The organism is Nocardioides exalbidus, from assembly GCF_900105585.1.
Lineage (GTDB): Bacteria > Actinomycetota > Actinomycetes > Propionibacteriales > Nocardioidaceae > Nocardioides > Nocardioides exalbidus.
In genome coordinates this window covers 2,804,789-2,821,150 of record NZ_FNRT01000002.1, presented here as the reverse complement: position 1 = coordinate 2,821,150, position 16,362 = coordinate 2,804,789, and the positions used below count along the sequence as shown (strand labels likewise).

16 protein-coding genes are annotated in these 16,362 nt (G+C 72.9%); 6 read left to right on the top strand and 10 right to left on the bottom strand.

The genetic code is table 11. The annotated features are described in order from the left end of the window. Positions 1-38 precede the first annotated feature (38 nt). Entirely contained in the window at positions 39-755 is a 717-nt protein-coding gene (locus BLV76_RS13845) for an SDR family oxidoreductase (protein ID WP_090969652.1), read from the top strand. Here the strand turns inward: BLV76_RS13845 and BLV76_RS13840 are convergent, their stop codons facing one another. The 6 genes from BLV76_RS13840 to BLV76_RS13815 are packed head-to-tail and all read right to left on the bottom strand — an operon-like array spanning position 756 to position 7,955. Continuing rightward, positions 756-2,156 (bottom strand): amidase, encoded by a 1,401-nt coding sequence (locus BLV76_RS13840; protein ID WP_090969651.1) that lies wholly within the window; start codon positions 2,154-2,156, stop codon positions 756-758. After that, positions 2,153-2,791, bottom strand: a complete 639-nt coding sequence (locus BLV76_RS13835) for an SRPBCC family protein (RefSeq protein WP_090969650.1) — start codon at positions 2,789-2,791, stop codon at positions 2,153-2,155. The genes BLV76_RS13840 and BLV76_RS13835 overlap by 4 nt, the downstream gene beginning before the upstream one ends. Continuing rightward, a complete protein-coding gene (gene cutA, locus BLV76_RS13830; RefSeq protein ID WP_090969649.1) occupies positions 2,788-5,184 on the bottom strand; it encodes an aerobic carbon-monoxide dehydrogenase large subunit in 2,397 nt (798 codons plus the stop codon). Before cutA ends, BLV76_RS13835 begins: the two co-directional genes overlap by 4 nt. Beyond that, positions 5,181-5,702 (bottom strand): (2Fe-2S)-binding protein, encoded by a 522-nt coding sequence (locus tag BLV76_RS13825; protein ID WP_090969648.1) that lies wholly within the window; start codon positions 5,700-5,702, stop codon positions 5,181-5,183. The genes cutA and BLV76_RS13825 overlap by 4 nt, the downstream gene beginning before the upstream one ends. Continuing rightward, the gene (locus tag BLV76_RS13820; protein ID WP_090969647.1) at positions 5,699-6,553 is read right to left on the bottom strand and encodes an FAD binding domain-containing protein; all 855 of its coding nucleotides are present in this window, start codon (positions 6,551-6,553) and stop codon (positions 5,699-5,701) included. Before BLV76_RS13820 ends, BLV76_RS13825 begins: the two co-directional genes overlap by 4 nt. A gap of 4 nt (positions 6,554-6,557) precedes the next feature. Then, a complete protein-coding gene (locus BLV76_RS13815) occupies positions 6,558-7,955 on the bottom strand; it encodes a uracil-xanthine permease family protein (RefSeq protein WP_217630346.1) in 1,398 nt (465 codons plus the stop codon). A gap of 150 nt (positions 7,956-8,105) precedes the next feature. On the opposite strand from BLV76_RS13815, the gene BLV76_RS13810 reads away from it, so the two are divergent. Next, positions 8,106-8,573 (top strand): GNAT family N-acetyltransferase, encoded by a 468-nt coding sequence (locus tag BLV76_RS13810; RefSeq protein WP_090969646.1) that lies wholly within the window; start codon positions 8,106-8,108, stop codon positions 8,571-8,573. On the opposite strand, the gene BLV76_RS13805 is transcribed toward BLV76_RS13810, so the two are convergent. Further along, entirely contained in the window at positions 8,570-8,884 is a 315-nt protein-coding gene (locus tag BLV76_RS13805; protein WP_139306576.1) for a hypothetical protein, read from the bottom strand. The two genes, BLV76_RS13810 and BLV76_RS13805, sit on opposite strands and share 4 nt — an antisense overlap. Before the next feature lie 120 nt (positions 8,885-9,004). On the opposite strand from BLV76_RS13805, the gene BLV76_RS13800 reads away from it, so the two are divergent. Next, entirely contained in the window at positions 9,005-9,319 is a 315-nt protein-coding gene (locus BLV76_RS13800) for a hypothetical protein (RefSeq protein WP_090969644.1), read from the top strand. 1 nt (position 9,320) lies between these two features. Here BLV76_RS13800 and BLV76_RS13795 read toward each other — a convergent pair whose 3' ends face one another. The 3 genes from BLV76_RS13795 to BLV76_RS13785 are packed head-to-tail and all read right to left on the bottom strand — an operon-like array spanning position 9,321 to position 12,545. Continuing rightward, positions 9,321-9,791 carry a GNAT family N-acetyltransferase gene (locus BLV76_RS13795; RefSeq protein ID WP_090969643.1) on the bottom strand — a complete coding sequence of 157 codons (471 nt, stop codon included), beginning with the start codon at positions 9,789-9,791 and terminating at the stop codon, positions 9,321-9,323. Next, complete coding sequence (locus tag BLV76_RS13790; RefSeq protein ID WP_090969642.1) at positions 9,788-11,242, bottom strand: hypothetical protein; 1,455 nt, start codon at positions 11,240-11,242, stop codon at positions 9,788-9,790. The genes BLV76_RS13795 and BLV76_RS13790 overlap by 4 nt, the downstream gene beginning before the upstream one ends. A gap of 43 nt (positions 11,243-11,285) precedes the next feature. Continuing rightward, complete coding sequence (locus BLV76_RS13785) at positions 11,286-12,545, bottom strand: PucR family transcriptional regulator (protein WP_139306575.1); 1,260 nt, start codon at positions 12,543-12,545, stop codon at positions 11,286-11,288. Between the two features lie 77 nt (positions 12,546-12,622). On the opposite strand from BLV76_RS13785, the gene BLV76_RS13780 reads away from it, so the two are divergent. From BLV76_RS13780 to BLV76_RS13770, 3 genes are read left to right on the top strand one after another with little or no spacing between them, the layout of a single operon-like run. Next, complete coding sequence (locus BLV76_RS13780) at positions 12,623-13,354, top strand: oxamate carbamoyltransferase subunit AllH family protein (RefSeq protein ID WP_090969640.1); 732 nt, start codon at positions 12,623-12,625, stop codon at positions 13,352-13,354. Beyond that, a complete protein-coding gene (locus tag BLV76_RS13775) occupies positions 13,351-14,832 on the top strand; it encodes an AllF/FdrA family protein (RefSeq protein ID WP_090969639.1) in 1,482 nt (493 codons plus the stop codon). The genes BLV76_RS13780 and BLV76_RS13775 overlap by 4 nt, the downstream gene beginning before the upstream one ends. Then, a complete protein-coding gene (locus BLV76_RS13770) occupies positions 14,832-16,229 on the top strand; it encodes a YlbE family protein (protein ID WP_090969638.1) in 1,398 nt (465 codons plus the stop codon). Before BLV76_RS13775 ends, BLV76_RS13770 begins: the two co-directional genes overlap by 1 nt. Positions 16,230-16,362 lie beyond the last annotated feature (133 nt).

Genomic DNA, 16,362 nt, shown 5'->3' with positions numbered 1-16,362 from the left:
TGCTGAATCACTAGCGATCACTACAGAATGGATGTCCCATGGACCTCAACGGCGCGGTGGCACTGGTCACCGGAGCGAATCGCGGCATCGGCGCGGAGTTCGTCGAGCAGCTGAAGAAGCGCGGCGTGCGCAAGGTCTACGCCGCGGCTCGCGACACGAGCACCCTCCGGGCGGAGGGCATCCACGCGATCGCGCTCGACGTCACCGACCCCGCCCAGGTCGCAGAGGCGGCCGCGGTGGCGAGCGACGTCCAGCTGCTCATCAACAACGCCGGCATCTCCACCGGGACGCCGCTCGTGACCGGTGACGAGGCAGCGATCCGGCGCGAGATGGACACCAACTTCTTCGGCCCGCTGCAGCTGACCCGGGCCTTCGCACCCGTGCTGGCAGCGAACGGCGGTGGAGCGATCCTCAACGTCGTCTCGGCCCTGTCGTGGTTCACCGTCCCCGGCGCCGGGGCCTACTCCGCCTCGAAGGCCGCCGCCTGGATGCTGAGCGACTCGACCCGCCTCGAGCTCGCGCCGCAGGGCACCCACGTCGTCGCGGTGCACATGGGCCTCGTCGACACCGACATGGCGCAGGGCGTGGACGCACCCAAGATCAGCCCGGCCGACCTGGCGAGTGCGGGCCTCGACGCCGTCGAGTCCGGCCGCCAGGAGGTGCTGGGCGACGACTGGGCGCGCTTCGTCAAGTCGGGCCTCGGCCTCGACCCGCACGAGCGCTACGAGCAGATCTTCGGCGCGTTGGGCGCCTGATCACGCACGGTCGGCCAGCAGCTCCTCGACGGCGGCGGCCACCTCGAGCAGCTGCCGGTCGGCGCCGTGGCGGGCGACGAGCTGGACGCCGACCGGCAGGCCCTCCGGAGTCGTGCCCGCCGGGACCGAGATGGCCGGGCAGCCGGTGACGGAGATGAAGTACGCCGAGCGCATCCAGGCGAGGTAGTCGGGCATCTCGTTGCCGTTGATCGTCTCGGGGAACTCGTGCTCCACCGGGAACGGCGGCACCTGCGAGGTCGGCAGCAGCAGCACGTCGTGGTGCCCGAAGAAGAGCCGCATCGTCTCCGAGAGCGAGGTGCGCTGGGCGTAGCCGCGCGCGACGTCGGCGCCCGTGAGCGGCTCGCCGGCCCGGATGTTGGCCTCGAGCGAGGGCTTGAACGACGTCGGGTTGTCGGCGAGCAGCCGGCCGAGCTTCGCCTGGAAGTGCCACGCGCGCAGGGTGCGGAAGGTGTCGTCGGCCAGCGACAGGTCGGGGTGCGCCTCGGTGACCGCGGCGCCGGCGTCGGAGAGCCGCGCAGCCGTGGCGCGTACGACGTCCGCGACCCGGTGGTCGACCTCGAAGGCCGCGCCGAGGTCGATGCTCGTGGCGACCTTCAGCCCGGCGATCGGGGCGGGCGCGAGCGGCGGCGCGAACGTCGTACCGGCGTCACCGAGGGCCTGCGGCGCGCGCGGGTCGGGACCGGCGAGCACGGACAGCAGGAGGGCGACGTCGCCGACGTTGCGGGCCATCGGACCGCCGACCGAAGTGGTCTCCCACTGGTTGTAGAGCGGCCACTCCGGCACCCGGCCGAGGGACGGGCGCATGCCGACGACGCCGCAGAACGACGCCGGGTTGCGGAGCGAGCCGCCCATGTCGGAGCCGTCGGCGAGGGGCACCATGCCGGAGGCCAGCGCGCACGCCGCTCCCCCGCTGGACCCGCCGGCGGACCTCGTCGGGTCGACCGGGTTGCGGGTGACGCCGAAGACCGGGTTGAAGGTGTGCGAGCCGGAGGCGAACTCGGGGACGTTGGTCTTGCCGACGAAGACGACGCCGGCGCCGCGGAGGCGCTCGACGAGGAGCTCGTCGTGGTCGGCGACGTGGTCGGCGTAGACCGGCGAGCCGAAGGTGTGCGGCCAGCCCTTGAGGGCGTGGGTGTCCTTCACGGCGAAGGGCAGCCCGTGCAGCGGTCCGGTCTCCTCGCCCGAGGCCTGCGCCTGGTCGGCGACCGCCGCCCACGCCCGGGCGCGCTCGGCGTCGAGCGAGACGATGGCGTTGAGCTCGGGGTTGCGCTCCTCGATCCGGTCCAGGTGGAGCTCGAGGAGCTCGGTCGCGGAGATCGTGCCGTCGCGGACCGCCGCCGCCTGCTCGCGCGCGGTGGAGCCGACCGTCAGGTCGGTCATCGGCGACGACCGAAGAGGCCGCCGACCACGACGCCGAGCACGACGAGCCCGGCACCCACGGCGACGCCGGTGAGGAACTCCTGCCTGCTCCCGGCAGCGGGCGCCTTCGCGGGCGCGGTGAAGACCTGACCGGCCGCAGGAGCCGTCGCCGGCGTGCCCGTCGCGGGTGCCACCGCGGCCGCGGCCGGGGCCACCGGCCCGCCCGCGATCGCGGAGTCGACGTTGCCGAAGAATTCCCCCGCCATCCGGCGCGAGACGGAGGTGAGCATCCGCTGCCCGACCCCGCCGATCATCCCGCCGACCACCGCGTCAGCGTCGTAGGACACCCGCGTGGTGTCGCCCTCGGGCGTGAAGCGGACGTGGACCGTCGCGCCGATCGTGCCGGGCGCGCCGGCGCCGTCGAGCTTCATCACGAGCGACTCGTGCTCGACGAGGTCGCTCATCACGCACGAGCCGGCGTAGGTGCCCTTGATGGAGGCGACGCCCGCGGTCACGGTCATGGCGTAGGCGTTGTCGCCGGTGGCCTCGAGCTTCTCGCAGCCCGGGATGGTGCGGACCAGGACGGACGGGTCGAGCAGCGCGTCCCAAGCCTGGGCGACGGGTGCGGCGATGGTGTTCTCACCGGTGAACTTCATGCGGGGGTCTCCTTCAGGTCGTGCTCGAGCCGCAGGGCGAAGAGCTCGGAGGGCGAGATCGGCATCGCGGCGATGGGGAAGCCCTCGGCGTCCTCGATGGCGGCGGCGAAGACGGCGGCCGACGGGATCACGCCCGCCTCGCCGGCGCCCTTGATGCCGAGCGGGTTGAGCGGCGACGGGGTCTCGAGGTGGTCGATGTCGATGGTCGTGGGGACCTCGGTGACGTAGGGCATCAGGAAGTCCATGAACGAGGCGTTGAGCAGCTGCCCCGACTCGTCGTACTCCATCCGCTCGTAGAGCGCACCGCCGACGCCCTGCGCGACGCCGCCGTGGATCTGCCCCTCGACGATCATCGGGTTGATGAGGTGGCCGCAGTCGTGGACGACGGCGTACTTGAGGATCGTGATCTCGGCCGTGTCGGGGTCGGTCTCCACGATCACGGCGTGCATGCCGTTGGCGAAGGTGGAGCGCTCGGGCGAGTAGAAGTCCTTCCCCTCCAGGCCGGGCTCGTCGTCCTCGGCGACCGGCGGCTTGCCGGGGTCGCCGACGGAGAACTGGGTGGCCGCCTTGGACGCCTCGTCGAAGGCGTAGCGCAGCGGGTTGGACAGCACTGCCACGGTGCCGAGGTCGATGGAGGCGTCGGTGCCGCGCACCGAGACGACGCCGTCGGAGATCTCGAGGTCGTCCTCGGCCGCCTCGAGCGCCTCGGCCGCGATCCGCAGCGCCTTCTCCTTGGCGCGCAGCGCCGCGAGATGGATGGCCGAGCCGCTCATCACGGCCGCGCGGGAGGCGAAGGTGCCCACCGCGTAGGGCATCTTGCGGGTGTCGCCGGTGGTGATCTCGACGTCCTCGAACCGCACGCCCAGGGTGTCGGCGACGATCTGCGCGAACGCCGTCTGGTGACCCTGGCCCTGGGTGGTGAGGCCGGTCGCCACCTTGACCTTGCCGGACGTCTCGATGTGGACGTGCGCGCCCTCGTAGGGGCCGACGCCGGTGCCCTCGACGTAGCAGGCCAGCCCGATGCCGACCCGCCTCCCCTGGGCGGCCATCTCGGCGCGGAAGTCCTCGAACTCGTCCCAGCCGACGAGCTCCTTGAGCTTGGTGAGCGAGGCGGGGTAGTCACCCGAGTCGTAGGTCAGCGGGCGGCCGTCCTGGAAGACCAGTCCGTGCTCGTAGGGGAACTCGTCGGGCTGGATGAAGTTGGTCGAGCGGACCTCGGTGCGGTCCTTGCCGAGGTAGGCCGCAATGGCGTCCATCGTCCGCTCCATGACGAAGCAGCCCTGCGGGCGGCCGGCGCCGCGGTAGGGCGTGACGATGACGGTGTTGGTGTAGAGCGACTCGAGGGACACGCGGTAGTTGTCCGGCTTGTAGGGGCCGAGCAGCTGCGTCGAGGTGATGATCGGGACGATCAGGCCGTAGGGCGTGTAGGCGCCGTGGTCGTGCCAGAACTGCACGTGCAGGCCGAGCACGTGGCCGTCGTCGTCGAAGCCGACCTCGACGTGGTGCTGCTGCGCGCGCTCGTGGGCCGACGAGATGAAGTGCTCGCGGCGGTCCTCGGTGAACTTCACCGGCCGACCCAGTGTCATCGCCGCCAGCGGGACGAGCAGCTCCTCGGGCCACGGGTGGTTGATCTTCACGCCGAAGCCGCCGCCCACGTCGGGCGTGATCACGTCGACCTTCGCCAGGTCGAGCCCGAGCTTGGCGGCCACGCAGCCGCGGACGCCGGTGCTGGTCTGGGTCGAGCTCCACACCGTCAGGCGGGACGTGTCGGGGTCCCACCGGGCCACGGTGCCGCGGCCCTCCATCGGCGTGCAGGCGGAGCGCTCGATGTCGAGGTCGAGGGTCAGCACGTGCGGCGCGGCCGCGATGGCGGCACGGGCGTCGCCGTTCTCCTGCGTCATCCGGGCGCCGACGTTGTCGGGTACGTCGTCGTGCACGGCCGTGGCCGCGGCGCGGGCGGCGGCGATGCCCACGACGGGCTTCAGCTGCTCGTAGTCGACGCGGATCCGCGAGACGGCGTCCTCGGCGACGTAGCGGTCGACGGCGACGACGAAGGCGATCGCCTCGCCGACGTAGTTGACCTCGTCCCTGGCCAGTGCGTACTGCGTGCGGCCGTGGGTCAGCGTCGGGTGCGGGATCAGCAGCGGCAGCGGCTCGGCCATCGGGCCGGTGAGGTCGTCCCACGTCCACACGGCCAGCACGCCCTCGAGGTCGAGCAGGTCGGAGACGTCGATGTCGACGATGCGCGCGTGCGCGTGGGGCGAGCGGAGGACGGCGGAGTGCAGCAGCCGCGGGTCGTCGGTGAGCAGGTCGTCGACGTAGCGGCCCTGGCCGCGCAGGAAGCGCTGGTCCTCGACCCGCGGGACCTTGGTGCCGAACAGCTTGGTGGTCACTCGCGCTCCTTGGTGATCTCCGCAGCACGCAGGACCGACTTCACGATGTTCTGGTAGCCGGTGCAGCGACAGAGGTTGCCGGCGATCATCTCCCGCGCCTCGTCCTCGGTGGGGTCGGGGTTGTCACGCAGCCCCGCGGTGATCGTGGTGAGGAAGCCGGGCGTGCAGAAGCCGCACTGGAGGCCGTGGCAGTCCTGGAATCCCTGCTGGACGGGGCTCAGCCGTCCCTGCGCGGTGCCGTCCGGCTCGGTCAGCCCCTCGACCGTGGTGATCTCGGAGTCGACCGCCGAGACCGCGAACATCAGGCACGAGCGCATCGGCCTGCCGTCGACCAGGATCGTGCACGCCCCGCAGACGCCGTGCTCGCAGCCGACGTGCGTGCCGGTGAGGCCGAGGTCGTGGCGCAGCGCGTCGGACAGCAGCCGACGGGCAGGCACCCGCACCTCGTGGACCGTCCCGTTGACGGTGAGGCGGACGTCGTGGAGCTCCTCCCCCGACGGGCTGGGCTGGATGCTCATGAGGCCCTCCTGTCACGTGCGTGGTCGGTGGCGGCCGCGAGCACCTTCGGCACCAGCACCTTCACGAGGTGGGCGCGGTAGATCGCGGTCGCGTGGATGTCGTCGGCCGGGTCGAGCTCGGCCAGCGCCTTCTCGGCGGGTGCACCGAGTGCGTCGGTGACGTCGACGACGGTCGGCACGTCGCTCACCGACACGAAGCCGAGCCGCGCGCGGGTGACGGTGTCGCCGTCCGCGCCCGTGCCCAGCTGCACGTGGGCGGCGACGCCGACGAGGGCGTAGTCACCGTGGCGACGGGCGATCTCCTGGAACGCCACGCCCGCGCCCGGCGCGAGGGCCGGGAACGACGCCCCGACCGCGATCTCGTCGTGGGCCAGCGTCGACTCGAGCGGGCCGGCGAACAGCTCGGCGGCCGGGACCGTACGACGACCGCGCACCGATGCGACGTCCACGGATCCCTCCAGCAGTCGCAGCACCATCGGCATCTCGGCCGCGGCGTCGGCGTGCACGAGGGAGCCGACCGTCGTACCCCGGTTGCGGATCGTGGGGTGGGCGACGTGGGACAGCGCCATCGCGAGCAGCGGCTGCACGTCGGCCGCCTCCGCCGAGGCGAGGACCTCGGCGTGGCGGGCGAGGGCGCCGATCCGGACGCCGTCCGCGTCGGCGGTGACGTGGCCGAGGTCCGGCAGTGCGTTGATGTCGACCAGGGTCGAGGGAGCGGCCAGCCGCATGGACAGCAGCGGCACCAGCGACTGGCCGCCTGCCAGCACCTTCGCCCCCTGGTCCTCCGCGAGGGCCGCGAGGGCTTCGTCGAGGGTGGTCGGACGCAGGTAGGCGAAGGGTGCGGGCTTCACGGGGTTACTTGGCCTCGCCCTCTGCGGACTCGGTGTGGCTGAGGTTCCGGGTCACGCGACCGGCGCCGTCGCCCGTGCGCCCCTTCACCATGTGGAAGAAGACGATGACGAGGATCGTGCCGAGCGAGATGCCGCCGAGCTGGAAGTCGTCGGTGAAGGTCAGGGTGACGCCACCCACGCCGGCGATGATGCCCGCGGCGAGGCCGACCATGTTGACGGGGTTGCCGAAGTCGACGTTGTTCTCGACCCAGATCTTCGCTCCCACGAGTCCGATCATCCCGTAGAGGACAACCGTGATGCCGCCGAGCACACCACCGGGGGTGGCGCTGACGATGGCACCGAACTTCGGGCACAGGCCCAGCAGGATCGCGACGCCGGCGGCGACGTAGTAGGCCGCGGTCGAGTAGACCCGGGTGGCACCCATGACGCCGATGTTCTCGGCGTACGTCGTGGTCGGCGAGCCGCCGAAGGCGCTGGCGAAGGCGGTCGCGACGCCGTCGGCACCGATCGCGCGGCCCATGTAGGGGTCGAGGTTCTCCCCGGTCATCTCGGCGACCGCCTTGACGTGGCCGGTGTTCTCGGCGACGAGGGCGATGACGCCCGGGAGGACGAGGAGGATCGCGGTGAGCGAGAACGACGGGCCGTGCACGACGGAGACGCCGTCGGCCAGCGTGCCGCTCGGGAGCCCGATCCAGTCGGCTGCCTGGACGCCTGCCCAGGAGACGCGGTCGTGCTCGGTCGCCTCGGTCGCGCCGCCGAGGACGGACGTGATCGGGCCGAGGACGAGGTCGGCGAGCCAGGACAGGACGTAGCCGAAGATCAGCGCCAGGAAGACCGCGATGCGCGACCAGAAGCCCGGCAGCATCACGGCCGCGAAGACCATGAACGCCGCGGTCAGCAGTGCGATCCACTGGTCCTGGGGCCAGTAGACGCCCGCGACCACCGGCGCGAGGTTGAAGCCGATCAGCATGACCACGGCACCGGTCACGGCCGGCGGCAGGATCTTGTGGATCAGCTCCGCACCCGCGAAGTGGACGAGCACGCCGACGGCTGCGAGGACGAGGCCGCCGACCAGGATCGCGCCGGTGACGTAGGACGAGTCGTTGCCCTCGTCGAGCATCCGGATCGCCGCGACCGACGCCACGAAGGAGGCGCTCGTGCCGAGATAGCTGGGCACGCGGTTCTGGACGATCAGCAGGAACAGGATCGTGCAGAGGCCCGAGAACATGATGGCGAGGTTGGCGTCGAGCCCCATCACCAGCGGGAAGACGAAGGTCGCTCCGAACATCGCGACCACGTGCTGGGCGCCGAGCCCGATGGTCTTGCCCCACGGGAGGCGCTGGTGCGGGAGCACCGCCTCGCCCGGAGCGGGATCCACCACGTCCCACTTGAACATCGACATGTCAGGCCTCCAGATTCGCAGGGGTGTGTACCCGAGATGCCACAAACTAGTGCGGCCCATCTCACACCCTCACTGGCGACACTTGCCGAAGGAACGCCGCGGTCGATGACAAGTTCTCGCGCGCGTTACGGTCGTCACTACGGTGGGTGCATGGATCTGCCTGCCACCTCCCTGCGGCGGGCCACCCCCGCGGACGTGGCTGGGGTCGCCGCCCTCGCGGAGGCGGCGTACTCCCCCTACGTCGAGCGGATGGGCGGCCTCCGCCCCGGCCCGATGGACGTCGACTACGCCGCTGCTCTCGCGTCCGACGACGTCGAGGGGTGGGTCGCGGACGTCGACGGAGTGATCGGCGGCTACCTCCTGCTCGTCCCCGAGGACGACGGGCTCCTGCTCGACAACGTCGCCGTCCATCCCTCGCTCCACGGCCGCGGGCTGGGCCGGGCGCTGCTGTCCCACGCGGAGCTCCGCGCGCGTGCCCTCGGCCTCTCCCGGATCCGGCTCTACACCCACGTCTCGATGGTCGAGAACCAGCGGCTCTACGCCCACCTCGGCTACGTCGAGACGCACCGCGCGACGACCCACGGGTTCACCCGGGTGTTCTTCGCCAAGGACCTCTAGGCCGGGGACAGCATCGCCCCGTCCACCCACATCTCCACGATCGCCCAGCCGCCGTCGTCGGGCACGGCCACGCAGATGCGTCCGTCGTACCGTCCCTGGATGTTGCGCCACGCCAGCAGCAGGACCGCCTGCCGGCCGCGCGGGCCGTCGTACCAGGCGTGCTTCACCGGCGGTGGCGGGCGCTCCTCGTTCGGCTCCACCTCGACGGCCGGAGCCGGCTGCTGCCCCGCCTGCCGTGCGCGGGTGTTGGCGACGCGCTGGGCCAGCGTCTCGCGCTCGGGGTCGTCCCTCCTGCCCATCCCGCCTGCCACGCCGATCATGGTATCCGCTGATCGATCACATGATCGAATATTGTTGGCTTCGGCCGGATCTCGAGCGCTGTCTCGGCGACCCGGTGGCCATGCGGCGCTGACCGGCCCATAATCCGGACCATGACGACCGTCCGCCCCGAGCGCCTCTCCCCGGACCGGCGCGGTGTCGCGACCGTCGGCGCCCTGGCGACCGGACTCCTCGTGTCGGTGCCACTCTGGTGGATCTCGGGTGGGACGGGGATGAGCGTCCGGGAGCTCCAGCGCTGGGTCAGGGTCGTGGCCCTGGGTGCCCTGGCGATGCTCACGATCGGCGTGCTGCTGTGGCGGTCGGAGCGCGGGCGCGGCGACGGAGCAGGACTCCTGGCCGGCACGGTCTGGGCGCTCGCGGCCGACGCCACGTGGTTCTCGCTCGCCGCGTCGACCGCAGGTGACTGACTCACGCCTCCGGCCGCACCAGCACCTCGAAGTCCTTCCCGTCGTACGTCGACGAAAACCGCCCGACGCGGGAGAAGCCGAGGCGCTCGACCACCCGCAGCGCGCGGGCGTTGAACGACGCGACCGTCACCCGGAAGGCGGGCGGCGCGAAGGCGGCGCGACCATGGGCCAGCCCGGCCGCGATGGCGACCGGACCGAGCCCCTGGCCGGTCAGCGAGGGCCGGAGCCCGCCGCCGGTGTCGAGTGCGTGGTCGTCGTACTCCCAGCCGGGGACGCGACCGTCCTCGCCGTAGGAGCGGAAGCCGACGAGCTCACGGCCGCGCAGGACGGCGTGGAAGCCGGACGCGGGATCCAGCAGCCGGTCCGGGTCGGCACCGGTCATGTCGTAGGAGGAGTACGGCGCGGCGTACTGCCACGTGCAGATCTCCAGTGCGTGCTCGCGCGACAGGGGCGCGATGACGAGGCCGCTCACCGGCGCGGGGTGGCGTCGGGTGCCCGGACGGCGTACTGCACGTCGGGCGCGGGGTACCCGGGCCCCACCAACGAGCCCAGCGTGATGCTGGTGTTCCCGGAGCCGGCGACGACATCGATGGTCGGATCCTTCGGCAGCCGCCAGGTCTGCTCGGTCGCACCACGCAGGCCACCGCGGGGGCCGACCGTGAACGACCGAGCCGTCACCGCCCAGTCGGTCGCGTCGCGCTCGTGCTGCGCGTGCGCCACGACCCCGCGCCCGTCGCCGCCGACCGACAGGTCGAGGGAGCGGTCGAACCACGCGGCGTCGCCCGCCGTCGTGGTGCCGGCGAGGCGCCGGGCGGTGGGGCGGCCGCGCGAGGGGGCCCACGTCGCGACCCAGCTGCGCAGCTGGCTCACGGGCGAGGCTCCCAGCGGTTCGTCCACGGGCACCGGCTTGCCCGCTGCCTGCCAGGCGACGACCCCCACGCCGGAGGCCGTCATCGCAGCGCGGCCGGCGGCCACGCCGTAGGTCCAGCGCGGTGTCCACGAGCGCGGAGCGGAGGGCCGTCCCGACAGCACCAGGACACGGTAGGCCCGCCCGTAGAGCTCACCGGTCGACCGGGACTCCACGACGGTCGCCACGAACCGGCCGCCGGAGACGTCCACGGCCCGGGCGGTGAATCCGCCGGACTGCCGGCGACGGGAGTGCTTGATCGTCCACTGCTCGGTGCGCGCGTTGTAGCCGTCGATGCGGAGGCGGCCGTCGTACCAGGACCCGGGCTCCTCCTCGTAGCCACCGCCACGCACGGTGAGCACGCTCCCGGAGTCGTTGATGGCCCCGATCATGTCGGCACCGGAGTTGCCGCGGGCCACCGGCCGGGTCAGGTCGCGCCAGCCGAGGTCGGGGTGGTAGCTGGTCAGGTGGTGCGGCCGGCCGTAGCCGCTGTTGCTGGCGAACAGGGCGTACTGGCCCTGCGGCGAGTAGTCCACCGACCCGATCTCGCCCTCGGGCCGCACCTTCCACACCCAGCCGTCGTCACCCGTCCACACCAGCTGCACGAGGCGGGTCGGCGGCTCCTCGGTGTCGGTCCGCACCCGGCACTCGACCGCCACGGCGAGGTTGGAGACGGCGGTGGCCGCGTCGACGACACGGCAGTCCTCGACGTCGTCCACGCTGGTCACCTCCGTGCGCGGACCGAGCGAGCCGTCAACGCCCAGGCGCTGGTCGAAGACCGTCGCGTCGTGGTCGCCGCCGACACTCACCAGCGCGGCGCTGCCGTCGGCGAGCGCGATCGCGAGGCTGCCGGTCGCGGGGTGCAGGGGGCTCCACTGCCCGGGAGCGCCCGCGCGGAGGTGCCCGACGACGCGGTCCGGGGACGGTGCGGTGGGCTGCGCACCCGACGCTGCGAGCGGCACGCCGACCACGGCGACGACGAGCGCGGGCAGCAGGCGGTGGCGGCGTACGTGCACGAGGGGCTCCCGGGACAGGTGGTCCGCCGACCCTACGCTTCCCTCAGCCCACGATCTCCAGTGCGCGCAGTGCGACCGCGACGTCGAGGCGCAGGTGCGGGTCGGTGGCGACGGGGCCGAGAATCCGCTGCAGCTTGCCGACGCGGTAGCGCATCGTGTTGTAGTGGAAGAACTGGGCGCGGGCGGCCTCGGCGACGTTGAAGTTCGTGTCGAGCAGCACCTGCAACGTCTCGCGCAGGTCGGCCGCCTCGGGCGTGCGCTCGGCGAGCGGTCCGAGCACGTCGGAGGCGAACGCCGTCAGCTCGGCGCCGTCGGGCACGAGCGCCAGCAGCCGGTGCAGGCCCAGCTGGTCGAAGCGGGTCACCGAGCCGCCGCCGTGGACCCGCCGGCCGATCTCGACCGCGCGTTGCGCCTGCCGGAAGGCCTCGGGCAGCTCACCGAGCCCGTCGGCCACCCGGCTCACCCCGGCCGAGAACGCGATGCGGCCACCGCCGCGGTCGCCGCGCACCGCCTCGACGATCCGGTCCACGGCGGCATGGCCGGCCTGGACGTCGGAGCTCGGGACGAGCGGCACGAGGGTCACGACCTCGCGGCTGAACGCGACCGAGGCGATGCTGTCGTCCGCTGCTGCCGCGACCTGCCGCCACGCGTTCGCGAACCGGTCCTGCCAGGCCCGACGCTCCTCCGGTCCGGGGTGCAGCGCGGCCATCGCGTCGGGGTCGAGGGTCGCCACGACCACCACGACCGGCCGGCCGAGCTGCCAGCCGAAGGCCTGGGCGTGCTCGGCGACGTAGTCGTCCTCGCCTGCCCGGCCGAGGAAGACGTCGCGCAGGAAGTCGCCGCGGTACTTGTTCTCCACCGCGGTGATCGCCTCGACGCGCGTCACCAGCAGTGCCGCGACGATCGCGGCGCGCTCGAGGGCGTGCACGTCGGAGGCGTGGATCCGGCCGTCGGGACGCAGCGCGACCAGGCGCGCGAGGTCGACCCCGGCCGCCACCACCCGGCGTACGAGTGCCTCACCGTCGCCCACCGCGGTGCCGTCGGGGTCGATCCGCTCGACGCGCAGCCGGCCGGTCTGGTCCCACAGGTCGGCGGTCGCCAGCGCGTCGCGCTGGGCGTCGTCGAGGTGGGCCGCCCGCTCGCGCCCGTCGGTCGAGGTGAACACCACCCCACACCCCAGCGCGTCGCCCACCGCCTCGGCGATCGCGGCCAGGTCGCCGCCCTCCAGCACGATGTGCGACAGCGCGGTGTGCAGCGCGTCGGCGCGTTCGAGCGCGGCGACGGCGTCCGGGTCGCTTATCAAGTCTTGGCCCACTTCTGCCCCTTGCTTGTCAGGAACTCACATCGGCGAGTGTGTCATGGCCCGATAGCGTCGGGGTCGTGAAGTCCGGCTCGATCTCCGTCGTGGCGCCGATCCGGGTGCGTGAGCGGCTGGCGGAGGCGAGCGACGGACCGCGCGACGTGCTCCACGCGAGCAGCACCGCGCTCTACGTCGACCTCGACGGCTGGTGCCTCGGGCTCGTGTCGTCCTCGGCGACGCGGGTGCCCTGCGCCCTCTGGTCGACGCTCGACGACCTCACGCCGCTGGCCGGTCGTCCCGTGGTCGTCTGCGACGGCACGCTGCTCGTCGGCGACCTCGACGTCCGGGTGGGGCGCCTGGTGGACCCGCGGGTCACCCGGGTCGGACGTCATGGAGATCCTCGGTCCGAACCGGTCATCCCCATGACGTCCGGTGTCGACCTGCCCGCCGACGGACGCCTCACCGGCCCCGACCTCGACCGGCTGGTCGGTCGCGGTCCGGGCCTCACCCCGCTCGGCGACGACGTGGTCGCCGGCTGGCTGGTCACGCGCGCCGCGCTCGGCCGGCCCGACGACGCGGTGGTGGACGGCGCACGACACCGGCTCGGCGCGACCACGCTGCTGTCGGCGACCCTGCTGGACTGCGCGATCCGGGGCGAGGCACTCCCCCCGCTCGCGCACTGGCTGGCCGCGCCGTCCGAGGCGACCGCGCGGGCCCTGCTCGCCGTCGGCGCCACCTCCGGCGCGGGCCTGATGGCCGGCGCCTCGCTCGCACTCACCTCACTCGAAGAGAAGTCCCGGAGGGCCGCATGAAGGACCACGTCGAGCTCAGGAGCGGTGCCTACGCCGACTCCGTCACCCTGCTCCAGGTGAGTCGCGCCGTTCAGGGGGCGCCCGGGGTGGTGGCCGCCCAGGTGGCGATGGCGACCGGCCTCAACCTCGAGGTGCTCACCGGGATGGGCTTCGACGTCCCCGACTCCTCCCCCAACGACATGGTCGTCGCGCTCCGCCTCGACGACGACGCCGACCTCGCGGCTGCGCTCGCCGCCGTCGACGCCGCGCTCGTGCCGACCCGACCCACGTCGGGCGACACGACGGTCGCTCCCCCGCGCACGACCGGGTCCGCCTTCCGCCGCACCGGACCGGGCGCCGTCGCGCTCGTCTCCGTCCCCGGCGCCAGCGCGACGGTCGAGGCGATGGACGCCCTCGAGGCCGGCCACGACGTGATGGTCTTCAGCGACAACGTCCCGGTGGCCGAGGAGGTCGCCCTCAAGCGCTACGCCACCTCGGTCGGCGCGCTCGTGATGGGCCCCGACTGCGGCACCGCGGTCATCGACGGAGTCGGCCTCGGCTTCGCCAACACCGTGCGCCCGGGACGGATCGGCATCGTCGCCGCGTCGGGCACCGGCTGCCAGCAGCTGCTCGCACTGCTCGACCACGCGGGGGCCGATCTCGACGGCGTCGGTGTGCGCCACGCGCTCGGCGTCGGTGGTCGCGACCTGTCCTCGGCCGTCGGCGGGCTCTCCACCCGCGAGGCGATCCGCCGGCTCGACGAGGACCCTGAGGTCGACCTCGTCGTCGTGGTCTCCAAGCCGCCGGCGCCCGAGGTCGCTGCGTCGCTGCAGGAGTACGCCGACGGGCTGGGCACGCCGGTCGAGCTCGGCCTGCTCGGCCGCGGGCAGCGCGACCTCACCGCGGTCGCCGAGTCGGTGCTGGCGCGCCTCGGGCACGACGCCCCGGCGTGGCCGTCGTACGGCGCCGACGACACCGCAGCCGCGACCGGCCCGCTGCTGCGTGGCCTCTTCGTCGGCGGCACGCTCTGCGACGAGTCGATGCTGATGGCGACCGAGGCGCTCGGCCCCGTGCGCAGCAACATCCCGCTCTCCGACGACCTCGCGCTCGGCGACGACCTGCTGGTGGACGACCACACGTTCGTCGACTTCGGCGACGACGCCCTCACCCAGGGCCGCGCGCACCCGATGATCGACCCGACGCTGCGCAACGAGCAGCTCGCCCGCGCGGCCGCCGACCCGGCGACCGGCGTGATCCTGCTCGACCTGGTCCTCGGCCACGGCGCCGAGCCCGACCCCGCCTCGCTGCTGGCACCCGCCATCGCGGCGGCCCGCGCGGAGCGGCGGGTCCCGGTCGTCGTGAGCCTCGTCGGCACCGAGCTCGACCCCCAGAGACTCGCCGCCCAGCGCGACGCGCTCGTCGCCGCCGGCGCCGAGGTCCACCTCTCCAACGCGGCCGCGACCCGCCGCGCCCTCCAGCTGATCGAAGGAGCCCAGTGATGAGCGAGACGACCGTCGTGACGGTGGGCGCCGACATGTTCGCCGAGGCCGTCGAGGGCCAGGCCGTCGGTGTCGAGCGGGTCGACTGGCGACCGCCGATGCCCGGCACTGAGGCTGACCTCGCGAAGGTCGCCACCGACGCGCGACGGCCCGAGGCCAACCGGTTGGCCGTCGAGGCGATGCTCGGCGTCACCGCCCACCTCGTCGATGTCGCGCCGGCGTCCGAGGTGCTCGGCCTGGAGAAGGGCCAGTTCCTCCACGCCGGACCTCCGATCACCTGGGACCGCGCGTCCGGTCCGCTGCGCGGTGCTCTCATGGGCGGGGCTGCGCTCGAGGGCCTGGTCGACGACCCGGAGGACGCCGTCGCGCTCTTCGAGTCCGGCAGCTCCGTGAGCCTCGAGCCGTGCCACCACCGCAGCGCCGTCGGCCCGATGGCCGGAGTCGTCACGCCGTCCATGTGGATGTGGGTCCTCGAGGACCGCGCCACCGGCAGGCGGACGTACTGCTCCCTCAACGAGGGCCTCGGCAAGGTGCTGCGCTACGGCGCCTACAACGACGAGGTGCTCACCCGGCTGCGCTGGATGGGCGACGTGCTCGGCCCGCTGCTGCAGGCCGCGGTGCGCGGCACCGAGGAGGCCACCGACGTCACCGGCATCCTCACCCAGATGCTCCAGATGGGCGACGAGGCGCACAACCGCAACCGCGCCGGCACGCTCATGCTGCTGCGCGACCTCTCCCCCGCGATGGTGGGCAGCATCGACCGGGGAGGCTTCGCCGCCAAGGACGTCGCGGCCGCGCTGCGCTTCGTCGGCGGCAACGACCACTTCTTCCTCAACCTCGCGATGCCCGCCTGCAAGCTCGCCCTCGACGCCGGGCGCGACGTGCCCGGCTCGACGATGGTCGTCGCGATGGCGCGCAACGGCACGGACTTCGGCATCCAGGTCTCCGGCACCGGCGACGAGTGGTTCACCGGGCCGGCCCAGGTGGCCGAGGGCCTCTTCCTCGGCGACTACGGGCCCGACGACGCCAACCCCGACATCGGCGACTCCGCGATCACCGAGACCGCCGGCATCGGCGGGTTCGCGATGGCGACCGCGCCCGCGATCGTCCGGCTCGTCGGCGGCACCGTCCCCGACGCGCTCGCGACCACCCGCCGGATGCACGAGATCACCCTCGCGGAGAACCCCCGCTGGTCGGTCCCCGTCCTCGAGTTCCAGGGCACGCCGACCGGCATCGACGTGAGCAAGGTCGTACGCACCGGGATCCTGCCGCAGATCAACACCGGCATGGCCGGCGCGGTGGCGGGCGTCGGCCAGGTCGGCGCCGGGCTCGTGACCCCGCCCGCCGAGATCTTCCCGAAGGCGCTCGCCGCCCTCGCGGCGCGCGTACCTGCCTGAGCGGTGCGTGAGCCACATTCGACGCGTGCGAAAGGTGGCTCACCCACCGCCCACGGGCGTGTCGCGACCGAGGCGCTGATGGAGCGGTGGCCCAGCGACGTTCCACCGCCCTGGAATGTGGCTCACCCACCGC